The sequence below is a fragment of the Acidovorax sp. SDU_ACID1 genome, assembly GCF_045291395.1.
Lineage (GTDB): Bacteria > Pseudomonadota > Gammaproteobacteria > Burkholderiales > Burkholderiaceae_C > MR-S7.
This window is the reverse complement of the sequence record NZ_CP152342.1, coordinates 1,370,096-1,386,228: the sequence shown is the minus strand read 5'-3', so window position 1 is coordinate 1,386,228 and position 16,133 is coordinate 1,370,096. Positions and strand designations below refer to the sequence as shown.

Sequence of the window (16,133 nt, the reverse complement as noted above, 5' to 3'; positions counted from 1 at the left end):
ACCATGCAAGTCCTAGTGCTTGGCGCCGGCGGGATCGGAGGCTACTTCGGCGGCAGAATGGCGGCGGCAGGTGTCGACGTCCGGTTTCTGGTTCGGCCAGCGCGCGCCGAGGTGCTCACCCGCAGTGGTTTGGTGATCAGAAGCCCTTTGGGCGATCTTGATATCCCGGTCGAGGCCCTGACGAAGCCAAGCGTGGCGTTCGATGCTGTAGTGCTGGCCTGCAAGTCCTACGATCTGGACAGTGCCATGGACGCCATAGCGCCCGCAGTCGGTGCGGATACGCTGATCCTCCCGCTTCTCAACGGGATCGGCCATCTCGATGCTCTCGACGCACGGTTTGGCGAAGAACATGTCCTCGGGGGCCTGTGCCACATTGGCGTGACCATGGCACCCTCCGGTGAGATCCTCCATCTCAACAGACTGCAAAGGTTGACGCTCGGCGCACGCACCGAGCAGCAGCGGGCCGGCGCCCGGCGCCTGCACGAGCTGTTGGCAAGGGGTGGCTTCGAGCCCGTGCTGAGCGACGTAATCATGCAGGAGCTGTGGGAGAAATTCGTCTTTCTCGCAACCTACGCGGGCATGACGACGCTGATGCGCACAACCGTCGGCGCGATCTCCTCGACGGATGAAGGTGATGCGATCACGCGCGAAATGTTGGACGAATGCATCTCTGTCGCCGCAGCCGAAGGCTACTTCCCACGCCCGCCCGCCAGGGCCGAGATGATCGCATCGCTGACCGACAAGCGCTCGACGGGAACCGCATCCATGCTGCGGGACATGACTGGGAACCGGCAGACCGAGCATGACCACATCATCGGAGACATGTTGGTCCGCGCCCGCGGGGCAGGCCTGCCTGCTCCGCTGCTGAGGGTCAGCCTGGCGAACATGCAGGCCTACGCAGCCACGCGGCCGGATGCGGGCGCGTAGGCAGCGTGGAGGAAGCCGTGCTGGCTTCGTATCGACAGCTTCCCGCCATGTGCGCCAGCCGCGTCGAGCCAACCAGCGCACCAGGTGTACGAGCACCTCGCACCGGCTTGCTTTGGCGCCGCGGCACCCTTCCTAACTGTCGTCAAGCTACAGGCTGTCGGCGCGTCGGTGATTCCGGACTGTCATCGCCAATGGCACCCCGCGTGTCGGCGAACCGCAGGCGGCAGCTGCTGACTCAAGGCCGGGTGGCGGCGGCCTGGCCCATCAGCACATGCTCGCCAATCTCCCATTGCGGGGCGAAGTCCCACGCGCTGCCCGGCATCAGCACCACAACCGTGGAACCGAGGCGGAAGCGTCCCATCTCTTCGCCTTGCAGGAGGTTCCGTGCCCGGTGCACGGAATCGTCCTCCCCGTAGAGCCACTGGCGGATCTTCGATCGCCGGGGTGGAGCCACCACCCCGTGCCAGGCCGTGGCGATGCTGCCGACGATGGCAGCGCCCACGAGCACCACGGCAAAGACACCGATCCGAGGATTCTCGAACCAGCACACGACCCGCTCGTTGCGTGCGAGCAATCCGTCGACGCCCTCCACGATGTCGGGCCGGACGGACAACAGCGTGCCGGGTACGTGGCGCATCCCCAGCAGGCGTCCCTCGCACGGCATGTGCACCCGATGGTAGTCGCGCGGGCTCAGGTAGACCGTGCTGAAGGTGCCCCCCTCCAGTTGGCGTGCCAGCGCCGTATCCCCAAGCAGTTGCTCGACGCTGTAGCTGCGTTGCTTGGCCTGGATCATCTGGCCTGCCCGGATGCCGCCCAGCTGGCTCACCCTGCCATCCGCAGGGCTGGTCCACTCCGCCATCGCCAAGGGGCGTACGCCGGGCCGCAGCGCTCGGACAAAGAACTCATTGAAGCTGCGGTAAGCACCAGGATTGCTGTGCAAGGCTTCGTCGAGGTCGATGCGGTGGCGGTACACGAAAGCACGGATCAGGGGTTGGGCAATCCATGGCCAGCGACAGCTCGCCAACACGCCTGCGCAACGGGTCAGCAGACGCATTGGGGCAAGGCGTTGGATCACCACCGCTGAAGACATTCGACCATGCCGGGTACCTGGTGCAATATCCTGTGTCATAATATACAATGTCCTAGGACAAAATCATACTTTAAACCATCGTGCTCTGTTGTGCGCGCGGCGGTCCTTTTTCAGGTGGCAGCAAGGGCATGGCATCAACGAATGATCAATTGTTCGCGCGGGGACGCAAGGTGATTCCCGGTGGCGTCAACTCTCCCGTGCGCGCCTACCAGGCGGTCGGCGGCGTGCCTCGATTCCTGCGCCGTGCCAGCGGCCCTTATGTCTGGGATGGCGAAGGGACCCGGTACATCGACTACGTCGGCTCCTGGGGACCGGCAGTCCTCGGCCATGCCCACCCGGACGTCGTGCAGGCGGTGCGGCAGGCGGCCGTGGACGGGCTGTCGTTCGGCGCTCCGACCGAAGCGGAGGTCGTCCTGGCCGAGGCACTGGCTGCGCGGCTGCCGTCCCTGGAGCAGGTTCGCCTGGTCAGCTCCGGCACCGAGGCCACCATGAGCGCGATCCGTCTTGCCCGCGGCTACACCGGCCGCCCCAAGCTGATCAAGTTCGAGGGCTGCTACCACGGCCATGCCGACAGCTTGCTGGTCAAGGCCGGCTCGGGATTGCTCACGCTGGGCCATCCCGATTCGGCCGGCGTGCCGCGCGCGTTCATCGAGCACACCCTGGTGCTGGGCTACAACGACCTGGACGGGGTGCGCGAAGCATTTGTACGACATGGCGACCAGATCGCCTGCGTCATCGTCGAGCCGATCGCTGGCAATATGAACCTGGTCAGACCAGCGCCAGGCTTTCTGGATGGCTTGCGCGAGCTCTGCACAGCCCATGGCACCCTGCTGATCTTCGACGAGGTCATGACGGGCTTTCGCGTCGGCCCGCAAGGCGCTCAGGGGCTGTTCGGCATTCGTCCGGATCTGACGACGTTGGGCAAGATCATCGGCGGTGGCATGCCTCTGGCCGCCTTCGGCGGGCGGCGCGATGTCATGGAACGGATCGCCCCACTGGGGCCGGTTTACCAAGCCGGCACGCTATCCGGCAATCCGGTGGCCGTGGCCGCAGGTCTGGCCACACTGCGGCTGATCGACGCGCCGGGCTTCCATGAACGGCTTGCGGCGCAGACCCAACGTCTCGTGGTCGGGCTACGCGAGTGCGGCCGTCGTGCCGGAGTACCGTTGTCTGCTGATGGCGTGGGCGGCATGTTCGGCCTGTACTTTCGAGCGCATGCCCCAGCGAGCTTCGCCGAAGCCACGGCCGTCGACCTGAACGCCTTCGCCGCTTTCTTCCACGGCTGCCTGTCCCGCGGCATCTACTTCGCACCCTCGGCCTTCGAGGCGGGCTTCGTGTCCATCACCCATGACGATGACGTCATTGACCGCACCCTCGCCGAGGTGAGCGACGTTCTGCTGACCTTGGCACGCAGCCGTGCAGCCCCTGAGGCAGGCGGTAGATGCTCCGCCGGAATGCTGCGATGAACAGCCTGCGGCAAAGGCCATTCAATTTCGGCGCTGGACCTGCCGCGCTGCCGGAAGAGGTGCTGCTCCAGGCGGCCGGCGAGATGCTGGACTGGCGTGGCAGCGGCATGGGCGTGATGGAGATGAGCCACCGCGGCAGCGACTTCATCGCGATCTACGAAGACGCGATCACCGGTCTGCGAATCCTGCTGGATGTCCCCCAAGAATTCCACATCCTCTTCCTGCAGGGCGGCGGCATCGGCGAAAACGCCATCGTGCCATTGAATCTCTCCGGCGGCGGCGTGGCCGACTTCCTGCTCACCGGGAGTTGGAGCAGCAAGTCCTGGGATGAGGCTCGCAGGTACGTGCGCACCGCCCATGTTGCCGCGTCCGCCGAACCGGATGGATTCACCAGCATTCCCCCTGCATCGCGCTGGCGTCTCAGCCCCGATGCCGCCTATGTGCATGTCTGCAGCAACGAGACGATCCAGGGCGTGCAGTTCGCCGAACTGCCCCATCTGGCGGCCCTCGGTTCACGCGCGCCGCTCGTCGTGGACTGTTCGTCCGACATCGCGTCACGGCGCTTCGACTGGCAGCGGGTCGGGCTGGCCTTCGCCGGCGCCCAGAAGAACCTTGGGCCCGCGGGTCTGACGGTGGTCTTCGTGCGCGAAGACCTGCTCGGGCGCGCACTGCCGATCTGCCCCAGCGCATTCAACTACGAGCTGGCCGCACGGCACCAGTCCATGTACAACACCCCGCCGACCTGGGGCATTTACCTCCTCGGGCTGATGGTGGAATGGATGCGGCGCCAGCGCGAAGGCGAATTGACCGGGGTCGCTGCGCTGGAGATCCGCCATCGGAGACAGGCCGGCAAGCTCTATGCCGCGATCGACGCCAGCGCCTTCTACACCAACCGGGTCGCGCCGACCGCGCGGTCGCTGATGAATGTGCCTTTCTTCCTGGCCGATACGCGGCATGAGGCGGCTTTCCTGGACGGCGCCCGGGAGCGCGGGTTGCTTCAACTCAAAGGGCACAAGTCCGTCGGCGGTATGCGTGCCAGCCTCTACAACGCCATGACCGATGCGGCCGTCGATGCACTCGTGGGCTATTTGCGCGAATTCGAACGGCAGATGGGATGACTTCGATGAACCACGACTTCCTCAGCCCGCCGGTCCGTGACCTGCGGCCATACCAGCCTGGCGAACAGCCTGCAATTGACGGCCTGATCAAGCTGAACACCAACGAGAACCCCTATCCGCCCTCCCCCCAGGCTATCGCGGCGATCTCTCGTGCTGCCTCGTCGGGCTTGGAGCTCTACCCGGACCCGGAAGCGCGGCTTTTGCGTGCCACGATCGCTGGACGACTTGGCGTGCCGAAAGAACAGGTCTTCGTCGGCAACGGTTCTGACGAGGTTCTGGCCCATGCGTTCTGCGCATTCTTCCGGCACGGCAGAAGCAAGTTGCTGATCCCCGACGTGACCTACAGTTTCTACGAGGTGTACTGCCGGCTGTACGGCATCGACGCCGGACTGGTCCCCGTCGATGAGGCGCTGCGGGTCGATGTGGGCGCTTTCGCCACGCATGCCCGCACCTTCGGCGACGTCGCCGGCGTGGTCGTCGCCAACCCGAACGCACCGACCGGCGAAGGCCTGGCCCTGGACCAGATTCAGCAACTGCTCCTGCTCGAACCCCGGCGCGTAGTGCTGGTTGACGAAGCCTATGTGGATTTCGGCGGACAGACGGCTGTTGGCCTGGTTGACCGCCATCCCAACCTGCTCGTCGTGCAGACGCTCTCGAAGTCGCGCGCGCTGGCTGGCCTGCGCGTGGGATTCGCGATTGGGCAGCCAGCGCTGATCGAAGCGCTCGACCGCGTGAAGAACAGCTTCAATTCCTACCCGCTGGGCCGCCTGGCCCAGACAGGTGCCATCGCGGCAATCGACGATGTCGCGCACTTTGAGAAGACGCGGCAGGTCATCATCTCCTCCAGGTCCAGACTGGCCGCAGGCCTCGCGGAGTTGGGCTTTGAGGTGCGGCCTTCTTTGGCCAACTTCGTTTTCGCACACCACCCCCGGCATGATGCTGCTAGGCTGGCCGCCTCCCTGCGCGAGACCAAGATTCTGGTGCGGCATTTCCGTCAAGACCGCATCGAGCAATTCCTGCGCATCACAGTGGGCACCGACCAGCAGGTGGATCAACTGCTGGGTGTGCTGCGCACCATGCTGCAGGAAGCACCGCCGTGAGTCCAGCCGGCAGGTTTCAGGACGCCCGGTTCCGCTGGTCCCGGTTCTGGGTGCTGACCAAGCCGAGGATTGTCCAGCTGATCGTGTTCTGTGCCGGCATTGGCATGCTGCTCGCGCTGCCTGGCCTGCCCACCGCCGCCCAGTGGGGGCGCATCGCCCTCGCCTGCCTCGGCATCTGGCTGGTCGCCTCGGCCGCAGCCGTCTTCAACTGCCTCGTCGAGAAACAAATCGATGCCCGCATGCGGCGCACCACGTGGCGTCCCACCGCCCGGGGCGAACTCAAGGATGGGCAGGTGCTGCTAGTCCTCTGCGTGCTCTGCGCGGCCGGCAGCCTGATCCTGTGGCGTTACGTCAACTTGTTGACTCTGTGGCTGACCTTGGCCGCTTTCGTCGGCTACGCCGTGGTCTACACCGTGGTGCTCAAGCCCCGCACGTCGCAGAACATCGTGCTGGGCGGCGCCTCGGGGGCGATGCCCCCGGTCCTCGGATGGGCCGCGATGCAGGGCGAGGTATCGGCCGAGGCCTGGCTGCTCTTTCTCATCATCTTCGTCTGGACCCCTCCGCACTTCTGGGCGCTTGCGCTGTACCGTGTCGAGGACTACCGGCGGGCCGGCGTGCCGATGCTGCCAGTGACGCACGGGCGTGACTACACCAGCCGCGCCGTGTTCCTCTACACGGTGCTGCTGCTGGTGGTGTGCGCACTGCCGACCCTGCTCGGCATGCGCTCATGGCGCTATCTGTGCGTGGCAGTGTTGCTGAGCGGTGTGTTCTGCATTCACGCCTGGCAACTTTGCCGACGTTACTCCGACGCGCTGGCGATGCGGACCTTTCGGTGGTCGTTGTGGCACCTGGCGGGCATTTTTGCTGCGCTGCTGGCGGATCACTACTGGCCATCCTGAATCGCGAGATTCCGTTGCGCCGGCGATGTTGCGAGGTTCAGTCGTGGCGCACAGGTGACGGGGCACTCGAGCGATGGATCTGAAGCGCCGGCCGCACAAACCGGGGTCCGCCGCCGAATCCGCATCCAACCCGCTTCATTCTTCCAGCAGATTCCGCTTGTGGGCCACGGCAGCCCAGAGTTCCGCGTCCGGCAAGGCGCCCTTGCCGCGCGCAATGAGTGGCCAGCGTTTCGCCAGCCGCGCGTTAGTTTCGAGGAAGTCGCTTTGATCTGCCGGAAGATCGTCGTCGAAGAAGATGGCATCGACCGGGCATTCAGGCACGCACAGTGCACAGTCGATGCAATCGTCAGGGTCGATCGCCAGCATGTTGACACCTTCCCGAAAAGCATCGACCGGGCACACGTTGACGCATTCGGTGTACTTGCATCTGATGCAGGATTCCGTGACGACGTGCGTCATCATCGGCCTTTCACTTGTGAACAGCCTGCATCGGTCGACCTGTCCCAGGCTTTGCATCAGGGCTCCGCTGTGTGTGGCCGGCCCCGGCGAGAAGCGCCCCGTGTGTGATAGCTAGGGCATCCCTTGGATCCTGACGGGACATGCGCCAGGTGATCCGACCAAGCCAGAGTGCCGCGATCCCGGCTGCAGTCCAGCTCAGTGTCTGGCCGAGCCACACTTGCTCGTCCAGGCGGTAGGCATTGCACAGCCGCACGGATGCCGTCTCGTAGAGCCAACCAGCGACCGCCATCATCGGGAGCGTGTTCCCGAGGAAGAAGGCTTGCAACCCGAGCCCCGCGCGACGCCATGAACCGCGCAGCGCAACACCGCACAGGAGCAGGGCCGCAAACTTGACGGCCTCCACGAGCGGGTTGACCAGCACCAGGTCGAGCAGGCGCGGCACCATCGACAGAGCCAAGACCAAAGCCGCAAAGACCAGTCCCGCCATCCCGTGGGCATTCCATCCCTGCAATCGCTGACGCACTGCGGGAGGGATGGCACCGGCGAGCAGCGCGCCCGCCAGCAGCAGCACTGGAAACTGCAGCAGCATGTGGGAGGACATGCGTGCTTCGAGCAGCGACCGCAGGGGCGGCAAGGCCATGGCAACAAGCAAGGCAAGTCCCGTCACGGCTTGGTGACGTGCCAGCCAACGGCCTGCCTCGTTCATCATGATTCGCCTCCCCCGGCAAGGTGGCGAGCGAACACCAGGGCTGCGGCCATTTCGGTGTAGTCGAAGATGCGCACCAACCGACCCGAGCCGTCGACGACAAGCAAGGCAGCGTTGTGCTCGTAGCCGCCCATGCCGTCTGGAATCACGACCACCCCGAAGCGGTCGAGCAGCGGGCGCAGTTCATCCTTCCGCACGGGCACCGCGAAACGCCAAAGGTCCGGGTCCGCATGGAACCGACCGGCGTAGGCCGACAGAACCTCTGGCGAGTCGTGTTCAGGGTCGAAACTGATCGACAGCAGATGGATCGGCGCCGCAAAGCCTTTTTCTGCCTCTTGTGCAACAAGCGCGGACTGCAACTGCTGAAAGGTCGATCCAAGCGCCAGGCAAACTGTCGGGCAGCGCGTGTAGACGAAATCGACGATCGTGATGCCGCCGCCCGAACGCAGCAGCGCCGGTAGGCTCGCGGCCTCCAGGCCGGGCCCATGGACCGTCATTTCCGGTGCAGCCACCGGTGCTTGCACGATCGCGAGCCGGCGTGCGCCTTCTTGCGTCCATACGCGAAAGTCCAGCGTCAGCCATGCGCCGGCCAGGTAGCCGAGCAACGCGACTGCGAGTCCGAGGCAGGCCGTGCGTCCCATCACTTGCTCTCGCCGATCAGTGCTCTGAGTTCCGCGCCGCCGGCAAAAGGCGTATCGCGCATCACCGCTTGGCGCTCGGCTGCGACCTGCTCCGCGGCAACCGGGCTGGCCGAGTTGGACCACTGCGCGCGCACGTAGCTTGCCAGTGCCGCGATCTCTGCATCGCCGAGCCGCTTGAAATCAGGCATCATGCCCGTGTAGGTCGTTCCCTGTACCTCGATCTCGCCGCTGACGCCGTGCAGGAGGATATTGATCAGCGTTCGCGCATCGCCCTTCACCCATTCCGAGCCGTCGAGCGGCGGGAACACGCCGGGCAGTCCCTTGCCTGTCGCCTGATGACAGGCCACGCAATTCGCCGCGTACAACGCCTTGCCGTCGAGCTGGCCCGCAGCTGCACCGCTGGTGGCCTTGGCAGCGGACAGGTCGGCCACGGTGCGCCGGTCGCCGAGGCTGGCGGCACCGAACGAGTCCGAGAACAACAGGTAGCCGGCGCCGAACAACACCATTGCCACCGTGACGGCGCCGGCCAACAGAGGCATGGGGCGGGTGCGCTCCGAAGGCTCGGCGTTCTCGCGCGCCTGAGCAGATGGCCGGGGATGGCGGGGCGTGTTCATGCAGACTCCTCGGCGTCAGGGTGTCCCGGGCGCCGGCAGCACTGGATAGGTGCGGTCCAGCGACTGCAGGTACTTCACGAGGTCGAGCGCTTCCTGCGTCGCGATCACCACCTTACCGGCCGGCGCGTGGCCCGGCGGCAGTGGCACCGCCTCTTCGCCCGCCTCGGCGGCATCCTTGATCCGGAACAGGAAGGGATAGGCCGGCATGATCGACTCGGGCACGTAGGCGCGCGGCTGATACAGGTGCCCAAGGTGCCAGTCCTTGCTGGGCTGGCGCGCGCCGATGTTCAGCAGGTCCGGACCGGTACGCATGGTGCCCAGCAGATGTGGCTTGTCGTAAACGTAGTCGGAGGGCACCGACGGGCGTCCCCAATTGCGCGAGAAGTCGGGCGCCAAGGCGCGGTCGCGCGGCTGCTGGCTGTGGCAAGAGACACAGCCGTTGGCGATGTAGACCTCGCGGCCGCGCAGCTGCGCGTCGGTATAGGGCTTGAGCGCAGCAGGGGCCTGAATGTCGCGCACCTGGATATAGGGCATCACAACCAGCGCCGCCGTGGCGACGGCCAGCGCCACCATGGCACCCGCCGCCAGCTTGACTTCATTTTCCATGGGACAGCCTCGGGAAGACCTCGCTCGGCGAGCGGAACAGCGCCGCGCCTGTGCGCTCGGGGCCGAAACGCAAGGCCATCGCGAAGAAGTGGCCGATGAACACGAAATGCCCCAGCACCATCAGTGCGCCCCCCACGCTGCGCGATTTCAACCAGGGCAGCGTCAGCGTCATCGACTCGTTGAAGCTGCGTGCAGCATCAAGCATGGCCAGCCCCTGCAGCCAGCCGCCGATGGACAGGCCCACCACGTAGATGCCGATGCCGATGGCCGCCAGCCAGAAGTGCAGCGAAATCAGCCAGGGATAGGGCCACTCCCAGTCCAGTACGCGCGGCAGCATGAAGTAAATCGCGCCAAACATGACCATCGACACGAAGGCGTACATGCCCAGGTGCGCATGCGCCACGGTGAAGTGCGTGAAGTGCGTCACCGCGTTGACGCTGCGCAGGGCCTCCAGCGAGCCTTCGACCGACGACGCCAGGTACATCAGCCCGCCGAACATCATGAAGCGCAGGGTCGGCGAATAGCGCGCCAGGTGCATCTGGCCCTTGAGCGTGCCGCGCATGTTGATCGTGAACGCGATCACCGGGATGATCATCATCACGCTCTGCACGATGGACAGTGTCGTCAGCCAGCCGGGTACCGGGCCACCGATCAGATGGTGGCCGCCGACCTGGCCATAGAAGAAGGCGAGCGTCCAGAATCCCAGCAGCGACAGGTTGTACGAGACGACTGGCCGGCCAATGATCTTGGGCAAGAAGTAGTAGATCGTGCCGATGCTCACCGGCGTGAACCAAAGGCCCAGCGCGTTGTGGCCGTACCACCAGTTGGTGGTGGCCTGCTGCACGCCCGTGTGCACGCCGGGCAAGTTGGCGACGCCGAACAGCACCGCGATCCACAGCAGCGCCGCGACGGTGTACCAGACGCTCACGTACAGGTGCTCGACTCGGCGGTTCACCAGTGTGAACAGCGCGGGCAGAACCACGAGCGCGACGCCGGCGAAGATGAAGATGTCGATCTGCCAGGGAATCTCAAGGAATTCCATGCCATCCGACCAACCGGCCCCGATGGCGCCGATACCGGCCACGATCCCCGCATTGATGAAAGTGCCGCCGAGCATCACCCACAGCGCGCCATGTAGCCGCGTGCGCAGCAACCGCGGCAGCAACCACAGGATGACCGAAAGCGCCGCGTTGGACGACCATCCATAGATGACCGCATTCAGATGTACGGTTCGGATACGTCCGAAGGTCAGCCACGCCTCCTGCACCAGCCAGTCCGGCTCGTGCAGCTTGACCGAGGCGATCAGCCCGGCAACCGAACCGACCAGAAGCCAGAAGCACGCGAAGGCGATGAACATGAACACGGGGAAGGCGCTCGAACGATCCGCCGCGACCCGGTCCTGGATCTCGTCGTGGTCAATCGCGGAGACAGGTCCGGCGCGGGCCGCCGCCTGCATCTCGTGTTGCGCCGTCTCGCCGATCGCAGGATCGTCGATACGGCCGATCTCGCCACGCGCGAAGATGACCGAAGCGGCGCCAGGGTTCTCGACGAGCAGTCCTTTGCGCAGCGACCAGATGAAGGCGAACAGGCCAATCAGCGAAAGCAGGAAGGCCCCCAGGAGGCTCAGGACGGCGCTGTCCATCATGACCTCGTGAGCGATCCGGCGACTCGGGCCGGCAGAGCGGATTTCGTCATCGTCTTTCTCTCCTGACTTCCGGGGCTAGAACGGCCCGGTCCGTGATCGCCTTCAATTGTCACAGCCATAATAGATTATGTCCCATGACAATTTATCAAAGATCGCGCAAAGAAGATAGCCACCCTCCCGATGGGTGGTCGCAGCGCATCGCGAGCGACATAGAGGCCCGATGCAGGCCTCCCATGAGATCGAGCGGATCGGGGGTACGAACGACAACGACCCTGTTCGCGGAACACGCGAGCACCGCAACCAATGCCGGTGCTTTGCCGGTTCGGGAACACGCCCACTGCCGCGCGAGCAGTTCGAACTCGATCCGCCGCCACGGCGTGGAGAACGGTTCGCGCCCCAACATTGCCAGCAGCAGCGAAACGGCCGCGAACAGGCAGAGCCGACCACCTCGGTTCGGCAGAAAGACCTTCCGCTATCAGCCTGGAACGCTGTCCGCATCACGATGTCTTGGTGGTCGACACAAAGCGCCTTGGTGCCTAGCTCAACGCCTCTGCCGGGCCGAAGAACTCGTAGCGGCTGCGCTCGTCAGGCAAACCCAGATCGCGCAATGTGCGTTTGATGAAAGCCATGAAGGGCTTTGGGCCAAGGAAGTACGCCTCGTACTCCTGATCGGCCGGAAGCCATTGAGCCAGGTGTTCACGACTCGGCCGACCCACCGCATGCGGGGCCGGCTGGTCCGTGGCCGGGGCCTGCTCGTAGACGACATAGGACTGGAACTGCGGATGGTCCACGCTCCATTCGCGCAGCACGTCGCCGAAGGCATGGACGTGGGCGTTGCGGGCGTAGTGGATGAAGACCACGGGCCGGCCGGCGTCCAAGGCCGTCTTGGCCATCGCCAGCGTGGGCGTGATGCCCACCCCGCCACTGATCAGCGCGACCGGTCTATCGCTGTCCGTCAGCGTGAACTCCCCCGCAGGCGGGAACAGATCCAGCATGGCACCTTCATGAACCTGGTCGTGCAGGAAAGCGCTGGCATTGCCGCCGGGAATGCGCTTGACGCTGATGCGATAGCTGCGCCCGTTCGGTGCAGCCGACAGCGAGTAATTGCGGCGGACCTCCTCGCCGCCGACCATTAAGCGCAGGCCGATGTACTGGCCGGGCTTGAAGTCCACCACGGGTCGGGCGTCCACGGGTTCGAGATAGAACGAGGTGATCTCGGCGCTCTCGGCCACCTTGCGCACGACCCGGAACGGGCGCGCCCCGCGCCAGCCTCCCGGTGCCGCCGCCAGCGCGTCGTACACCTGGCGCTCCGCATCGATGAGGATGCCGGCCAGTTGCTGATAGGCCGCACCCCAGGCCTCGATGACGGCGTCGGTGGCCACTTCTGCGCCGAGCACCTCGCGGATGGCGCGCAGCAGACAGGCGCCGACGATCGGATAGTGCTCGGGCTGGATCTGCAGCGCCACGTGCTTGTTGACGATCTGCGCGGCCAGCGGGCCCAGGACTTCCAGGCGGTCGATGTTACGCGCGTACATGAGCACGCCGTTGGCCAGCGCGCGCTGCTGGGCGCCGCTGGCCTGGTGCGCCTGGTTGAACAACGGGCGCACCTGCGGGTACTCGCTAAGCATCAGCTTGTAGAAGTGCGTGGTGAGGGCTTCGCCGCCGCTCTCCAGCAGGGGGACGGTGGCCTTGATGATGTCGCGTTGGCTATCTGTCAGCATGGGGTTTTCTCGTGAGTAGGTAAATGAAGGGGTGAAAAGGTCGAGTTGGAGGACGACACAGTGGCCTCGCCGGGCCTGGCCCGGGGTAATCGCAGGCAAGGAACCGCTACGCCCCTCTGGAGGAAGGACTGCATGCGGGAGGCTGCGGGCGCGGACAGGGACGTTTCCTGGAATATCCGCAGAACACCGAGCGGCTCGTGGGTGCGGGCGACGGTGACCATCGTCGCGAAGCACACCAGGGCGGCGATGAATGCCAGGGCCTTGCCTGCGCGGGACTGAGCCCGCCGCAGCGCCAGCGACCCGAAAACGATGTAGGCCAGCAGGAAACCGAGCTTCGTCCGCAGCCACGGCGTCGCGAACGGATTGAGTTCCAGCGTCGCCAGCAGCAGCAAGGCCGCGGTCAGCAAGGCGGTGTCGATCACCTGGCTGCCCCGCCGCACCAGCGGTGCCATGGGCGCCCGCGCACCGAGCAGCACGCCGACACCCCGGCAGGCGAACAGGCCGCCGCTGAGCAGCGCCAGCCCCACATGGCTTGCCTTGATCACCAAGTAGTAGTCGGTAAACGCCATGCCGTCACCACGTCACGTAGAACATCGCCTTGGCCAGCAACACGATGGCCAGGATGTGACAAAACACGCTCCAATGCAGCCCGCGCGAACGCGTTCCGCGCAGGACGCCCCTGCGACGCCACACCATGGCCGTGGCGAAGTGGCCCAGAACGCTTAGCGCCAGCAGGATCTTCACGGCCAGCAGCAGGCCGAAACTGCTGGCCAGCGGCTCGGCCTGCGTCGCGCTGTGCTCCCAGGCCAGCCCAGCCCCCGCTCCGAACAGCGTCAGCAGCACCCAGGGCATGACGGTCGTGGCCCGGTCGCCGACCGCGCGCTCGACCACGCGCATCGTCTCGCGCGGCGTGTGCTTGCGCACCGTGTGCAGCATCACCACCTCGAAGAACACCGTGCCGGCGAAGGCGATCGCCGCCAGCAGGTGCAGCGCCAGCAGCGCGCCGTAGCTCATGCCAGCCTCCGTTGCTCGAAGCGGATGGGCCGCCCCGCCCCTGGCGGCAGATCGGGTGCCGGCAGCAGGTCGGCCAGCGTGAATCCGTCAAGGTGGGCCATGAAGGCCTGCAGGGCGCCGCCGAGGGCGCCGGCGAGCCGGCACTGGCCCGTGAGCATGCAGTTGCCCCCGGTGGCGAAACACTCGACCAGATCGAAGTCGGGTTCGATGGTCCGCACCACGGCGCCGATATTCACGTCATGCGGCGCGTGAGCCAGGCGCATGCCACCGCCCTTGCCCCGCACCGTCTCGATCCAGCCCGAGCGCCCGAGCAGGTTCGTGACTTTCATCAGGTGCGCCTCGGAAATCGCGTGGGTCTGCGCGACCTCGGCGATCGTGCACAGGCGCTCCGGTCGCTGGGCCACGTACATCAGCAGGCGCAGCGCATAGTCGGCCATCGTCGTCAGGCGCATCGGTTGGCTCCCGTCATCGAGGTGCCCGCGCAGGCAGCGGCGCCGACCGGATGGCCGGTGCCGGCTGACCCATCCGCGGTCGGATCATCATGGGCAGGAAGCGCCACAGGTACAGCCCGAAACCGAGTACCCAGGCACCGACCGAGGCGTGCAGCAGGGCCTGCGTCCACGCCGTCGGCAGCAGGGCCAGCAGGCGCAGCGCGGCGGCGGCGATCACCAGCCCGTAGCACGCCACGATCAGACCATCGGCGCGCAGCGGCCGACCGAGGTGGCCGAGCGCGGTGCGCGTGACCATGCCGATGATCAGCACCGAGAACCCGGCCACGCCGATCACGTGCACCGGCCAGGCGATGCGCAGCACCCACCCGGCCGACTGCGCCGCCGCCACCAGCAGACCGGCGCCGAGCGCGGCGTAGCCGAGGTAGAGAATCCACAGCAGCGGCACCCGCAGCACGGCCCAGGGCTTCCACGCCACCACCTGGATCAACGCGATGGCACCGGCCGCAGCGAGCAGCGCGGCAGATGCCTGCGGCCACCCCAGCAGGCCGCACATGATGGCCAGCCCGCTCGCGGCCAGCTGCACGTGGCCGCTGCGCGTGTGCATGGGCATCTCCAGCCCCGGCAATGCGCGCATGGCGAAGAACGGGATCACCCGCCGCGCCACCAGCAGCGCGATCAGCGCCATCATCAGCAGCCCGGTCCCGAGGTGCTGCATCAGGAGCGCGTAGTCGCCCTGCCACACGGCCAGCAGGAACAGGCCATCAGACACGCCCAGGGCCAGCACGAGCAGCGGCACCCCGTAGTTGCGCCGGCTGCGCGCACCGTAAACCGCCCTCCCCAGCGCCACGGCGGCCCAGGCGAAGAAAAGCAGTTCGCAAGTCGCTGCCAGCCAGAACGGCACGGAACCGGGTACCAGGTAACCCACGCGCGCCAGAGCCCACAGCAAACCCAGCCCGCCCAGCGCAGGGCCTTTGAGCGGATTGATGCCTGTCCAGTTCGTGCCCGCCGTCAGCAGAAAACCGACGGCGATGGTGGCGACGAAGCCCCAGAGCATCTCGTGGGCGTGCCAGATCACGCCGGGCAGCCGGGCTGTCAGCAATCCCGGCGCGAAGATCCACAACGCCACGGACAAGGCGCCCCAGAAGCACCCAGCCAGGTACAGCGGCCGGAACCCCAGTTCGAGAAAGGCCGACCACTGCGGCGAAGGTGCCGGCGACGGCGTCGGTGGCGGTTCCTCGATCCGCAGCAGTTCAGCCATGGACAAGCTCCGTGGGCATGGCGTCGGGGCTGCGGTTCAGCTGATAACCGAGCCACAAGCTTTGCGCGATCCGCTCGGCCATCGCACAGGCCTGTGCGGCCATGGCCCGGTTCGGCTGTTCTGCCGCCGTTTCCCGGAACAGCGCCAGCCAGCGGTGGAACAACTCGGCGCTCAAGTCGGACAGTGCAGCGTGCTTGGTCATCGGGCTGCCGCTGAAACGTCCTGTGCGCCGCAGGATCGATGACCAGAAATCCACCAGCTTGGCCAGGTGATGATCCCAGTCGTCGACATGGGCGTCGAAGATCGGACCGAGCACCTCGTCCTGCCGCACCCTCGCATAGAAGGCATGGACCAGCTCCGAGATTTCAGCTTCCGTGCACAGATCGGCAGACATGGATGTGCTCCGTGACCAGTAGG

18 protein-coding genes are annotated in these 16,133 nt (G+C 65.9%); 5 read left to right on the top strand and 13 right to left on the bottom strand.

Features of this window, described 5'->3' with window-relative positions:
* Window positions 1-3: 3 nt before the first annotated feature.
* Window positions 4-927: a ketopantoate reductase family protein gene (locus tag AAG689_RS06760; RefSeq protein WP_406625277.1), complete on the top strand. Its 924-nt coding sequence runs from the start codon at window positions 4-6 to the stop codon at window positions 925-927.
* Window positions 928-1,162: 235 nt separating this feature from the next.
* Here AAG689_RS06760 and asd read toward each other — a convergent pair whose 3' ends face one another.
* Window positions 1,163-2,017, bottom strand: coding sequence for an archaetidylserine decarboxylase (gene asd / locus AAG689_RS06755; RefSeq protein ID WP_406625276.1), 855 nt, complete (start codon window positions 2,015-2,017; stop codon window positions 1,163-1,165).
* Window positions 2,018-2,145: 128 nt separating this feature from the next.
* On the opposite strand from asd, the gene hemL reads away from it, so the two are divergent.
* From hemL to cyoE, 4 genes are read left to right on the top strand one after another with little or no spacing between them, the layout of a single operon-like run.
* A complete protein-coding gene (hemL, locus tag AAG689_RS06750) occupies window positions 2,146-3,483 on the top strand; it encodes a glutamate-1-semialdehyde 2,1-aminomutase (protein ID WP_406625275.1) in 1,338 nt (445 codons plus the stop codon).
* Entirely contained in the window at window positions 3,480-4,601 is a 1,122-nt protein-coding gene (gene serC, locus AAG689_RS06745; protein ID WP_406625274.1) for a 3-phosphoserine/phosphohydroxythreonine transaminase, read from the top strand. Before hemL ends, serC begins: the two co-directional genes overlap by 4 nt.
* Window positions 4,602-4,606: 5 nt before the next feature.
* Window positions 4,607-5,701 (top strand): histidinol-phosphate transaminase, encoded by a 1,095-nt coding sequence (hisC, locus tag AAG689_RS06740; RefSeq protein ID WP_406625273.1) that lies wholly within the window; start codon window positions 4,607-4,609, stop codon window positions 5,699-5,701.
* Window positions 5,698-6,600, top strand: coding sequence for a heme o synthase (gene cyoE / locus AAG689_RS06735; protein ID WP_406625272.1), 903 nt, complete (start codon window positions 5,698-5,700; stop codon window positions 6,598-6,600). The genes hisC and cyoE overlap by 4 nt, the downstream gene beginning before the upstream one ends.
* A 135-nt stretch (window positions 6,601-6,735) precedes the next feature.
* Here the strand turns inward: cyoE and fdxA are convergent, their stop codons facing one another.
* The 12 genes from fdxA to AAG689_RS06675 form a co-directional block, all read right to left on the bottom strand.
* Window positions 6,736-7,059 (bottom strand): ferredoxin FdxA, encoded by a 324-nt coding sequence (gene fdxA / locus AAG689_RS06730; RefSeq protein WP_406626304.1) that lies wholly within the window; start codon window positions 7,057-7,059, stop codon window positions 6,736-6,738.
* Between the two features lie 10 nt (window positions 7,060-7,069).
* Entirely contained in the window at window positions 7,070-7,768 is a 699-nt protein-coding gene (locus tag AAG689_RS06725; RefSeq protein ID WP_406625271.1) for a hypothetical protein, read from the bottom strand.
* On the bottom strand, window positions 7,765-8,406 hold the full coding sequence (locus AAG689_RS06720) for an SCO family protein (RefSeq protein ID WP_406625270.1): 642 nt from the start codon (window positions 8,404-8,406) through the stop codon (window positions 7,765-7,767). Before AAG689_RS06720 ends, AAG689_RS06725 begins: the two co-directional genes overlap by 4 nt.
* Window positions 8,406-9,020, bottom strand: coding sequence for a c-type cytochrome (locus AAG689_RS06715; protein WP_406625269.1), 615 nt, complete (start codon window positions 9,018-9,020; stop codon window positions 8,406-8,408). The genes AAG689_RS06720 and AAG689_RS06715 overlap by 1 nt, the downstream gene beginning before the upstream one ends.
* A 15-nt stretch (window positions 9,021-9,035) precedes the next feature.
* On the bottom strand, window positions 9,036-9,626 hold the full coding sequence (locus AAG689_RS06710; RefSeq protein ID WP_406625268.1) for a cbb3-type cytochrome c oxidase subunit II: 591 nt from the start codon (window positions 9,624-9,626) through the stop codon (window positions 9,036-9,038).
* The gene (locus AAG689_RS06705) at window positions 9,616-11,268 is read right to left on the bottom strand and encodes a cbb3-type cytochrome c oxidase subunit I (RefSeq protein ID WP_406625267.1); all 1,653 of its coding nucleotides are present in this window, start codon (window positions 11,266-11,268) and stop codon (window positions 9,616-9,618) included. The genes AAG689_RS06710 and AAG689_RS06705 overlap by 11 nt, the downstream gene beginning before the upstream one ends.
* Before the next feature lie 539 nt (window positions 11,269-11,807).
* Window positions 11,808-12,992 (bottom strand): NO-inducible flavohemoprotein, encoded by a 1,185-nt coding sequence (hmpA, locus tag AAG689_RS06700; protein WP_406625266.1) that lies wholly within the window; start codon window positions 12,990-12,992, stop codon window positions 11,808-11,810.
* Window positions 12,986-13,561: a SirB2 family protein gene (locus AAG689_RS06695; protein ID WP_406625265.1), complete on the bottom strand. Its 576-nt coding sequence runs from the start codon at window positions 13,559-13,561 to the stop codon at window positions 12,986-12,988. The genes hmpA and AAG689_RS06695 overlap by 7 nt, the downstream gene beginning before the upstream one ends.
* Window positions 13,562-13,565: 4 nt before the next feature.
* Window positions 13,566-14,006 (bottom strand): CopD family copper resistance protein, encoded by a 441-nt coding sequence (locus AAG689_RS06690; RefSeq protein WP_406625264.1) that lies wholly within the window; start codon window positions 14,004-14,006, stop codon window positions 13,566-13,568.
* Complete coding sequence (locus tag AAG689_RS06685; RefSeq protein WP_406625263.1) at window positions 14,003-14,458, bottom strand: RrF2 family transcriptional regulator; 456 nt, start codon at window positions 14,456-14,458, stop codon at window positions 14,003-14,005. The genes AAG689_RS06690 and AAG689_RS06685 overlap by 4 nt, the downstream gene beginning before the upstream one ends.
* Window positions 14,459-14,471: 13 nt before the next feature.
* Window positions 14,472-15,716 carry an NnrS family protein gene (locus AAG689_RS06680; protein ID WP_406625262.1) on the bottom strand — a complete coding sequence of 415 codons (1,245 nt, stop codon included), beginning with the start codon at window positions 15,714-15,716 and terminating at the stop codon, window positions 14,472-14,474.
* Window positions 15,709-16,110 carry a group III truncated hemoglobin gene (locus tag AAG689_RS06675; RefSeq protein ID WP_406625261.1) on the bottom strand — a complete coding sequence of 134 codons (402 nt, stop codon included), beginning with the start codon at window positions 16,108-16,110 and terminating at the stop codon, window positions 15,709-15,711. The genes AAG689_RS06680 and AAG689_RS06675 overlap by 8 nt, the downstream gene beginning before the upstream one ends.
* Between the last annotated feature and the right edge of the window lie 23 nt (window positions 16,111-16,133).

Coding starts and splice junctions, on each gene's coding strand:
- AAG689_RS06760 (WP_406625277.1), top strand. CDS start 4: ATGCAAGTCCTAGTGCTTGGCGCCGGCGGGATCGGAGGCTACTTCGGC.
- asd (WP_406625276.1), bottom strand. CDS start 2,017: ATGTCTTCAGCGGTGGTGATCCAACGCCTTGCCCCAATGCGTCTGCTG.
- hemL (WP_406625275.1), top strand. CDS start 2,146: ATGGCATCAACGAATGATCAATTGTTCGCGCGGGGACGCAAGGTGATT.
- serC (WP_406625274.1), top strand. CDS start 3,480: ATGAACAGCCTGCGGCAAAGGCCATTCAATTTCGGCGCTGGACCTGCC.
- hisC (WP_406625273.1), top strand. CDS start 4,607: ATGAACCACGACTTCCTCAGCCCGCCGGTCCGTGACCTGCGGCCATAC.
- fdxA (WP_406626304.1), bottom strand. CDS start 7,059: ATGACGCACGTCGTCACGGAATCCTGCATCAGATGCAAGTACACCGAA.
- AAG689_RS06725 (WP_406625271.1), bottom strand. CDS start 7,768: ATGATGAACGAGGCAGGCCGTTGGCTGGCACGTCACCAAGCCGTGACG.
- AAG689_RS06720 (WP_406625270.1), bottom strand. CDS start 8,406: ATGGGACGCACGGCCTGCCTCGGACTCGCAGTCGCGTTGCTCGGCTAC.
- AAG689_RS06715 (WP_406625269.1), bottom strand. CDS start 9,020: ATGAACACGCCCCGCCATCCCCGGCCATCTGCTCAGGCGCGCGAGAAC.
- AAG689_RS06710 (WP_406625268.1), bottom strand. CDS start 9,626: ATGGAAAATGAAGTCAAGCTGGCGGCGGGTGCCATGGTGGCGCTGGCC.
- AAG689_RS06705 (WP_406625267.1), bottom strand. CDS start 11,268: ATGGACAGCGCCGTCCTGAGCCTCCTGGGGGCCTTCCTGCTTTCGCTG.
- hmpA (WP_406625266.1), bottom strand. CDS start 12,992: ATGCTGACAGATAGCCAACGCGACATCATCAAGGCCACCGTCCCCCTG.
- AAG689_RS06695 (WP_406625265.1), bottom strand. CDS start 13,561: ATGGCGTTTACCGACTACTACTTGGTGATCAAGGCAAGCCATGTGGGG.
- AAG689_RS06690 (WP_406625264.1), bottom strand. CDS start 14,006: ATGAGCTACGGCGCGCTGCTGGCGCTGCACCTGCTGGCGGCGATCGCC.
- AAG689_RS06685 (WP_406625263.1), bottom strand. CDS start 14,458: ATGCGCCTGACGACGATGGCCGACTATGCGCTGCGCCTGCTGATGTAC.
- AAG689_RS06680 (WP_406625262.1), bottom strand. CDS start 15,716: ATGGCTGAACTGCTGCGGATCGAGGAACCGCCACCGACGCCGTCGCCG.
- AAG689_RS06675 (WP_406625261.1), bottom strand. CDS start 16,110: ATGTCTGCCGATCTGTGCACGGAAGCTGAAATCTCGGAGCTGGTCCAT.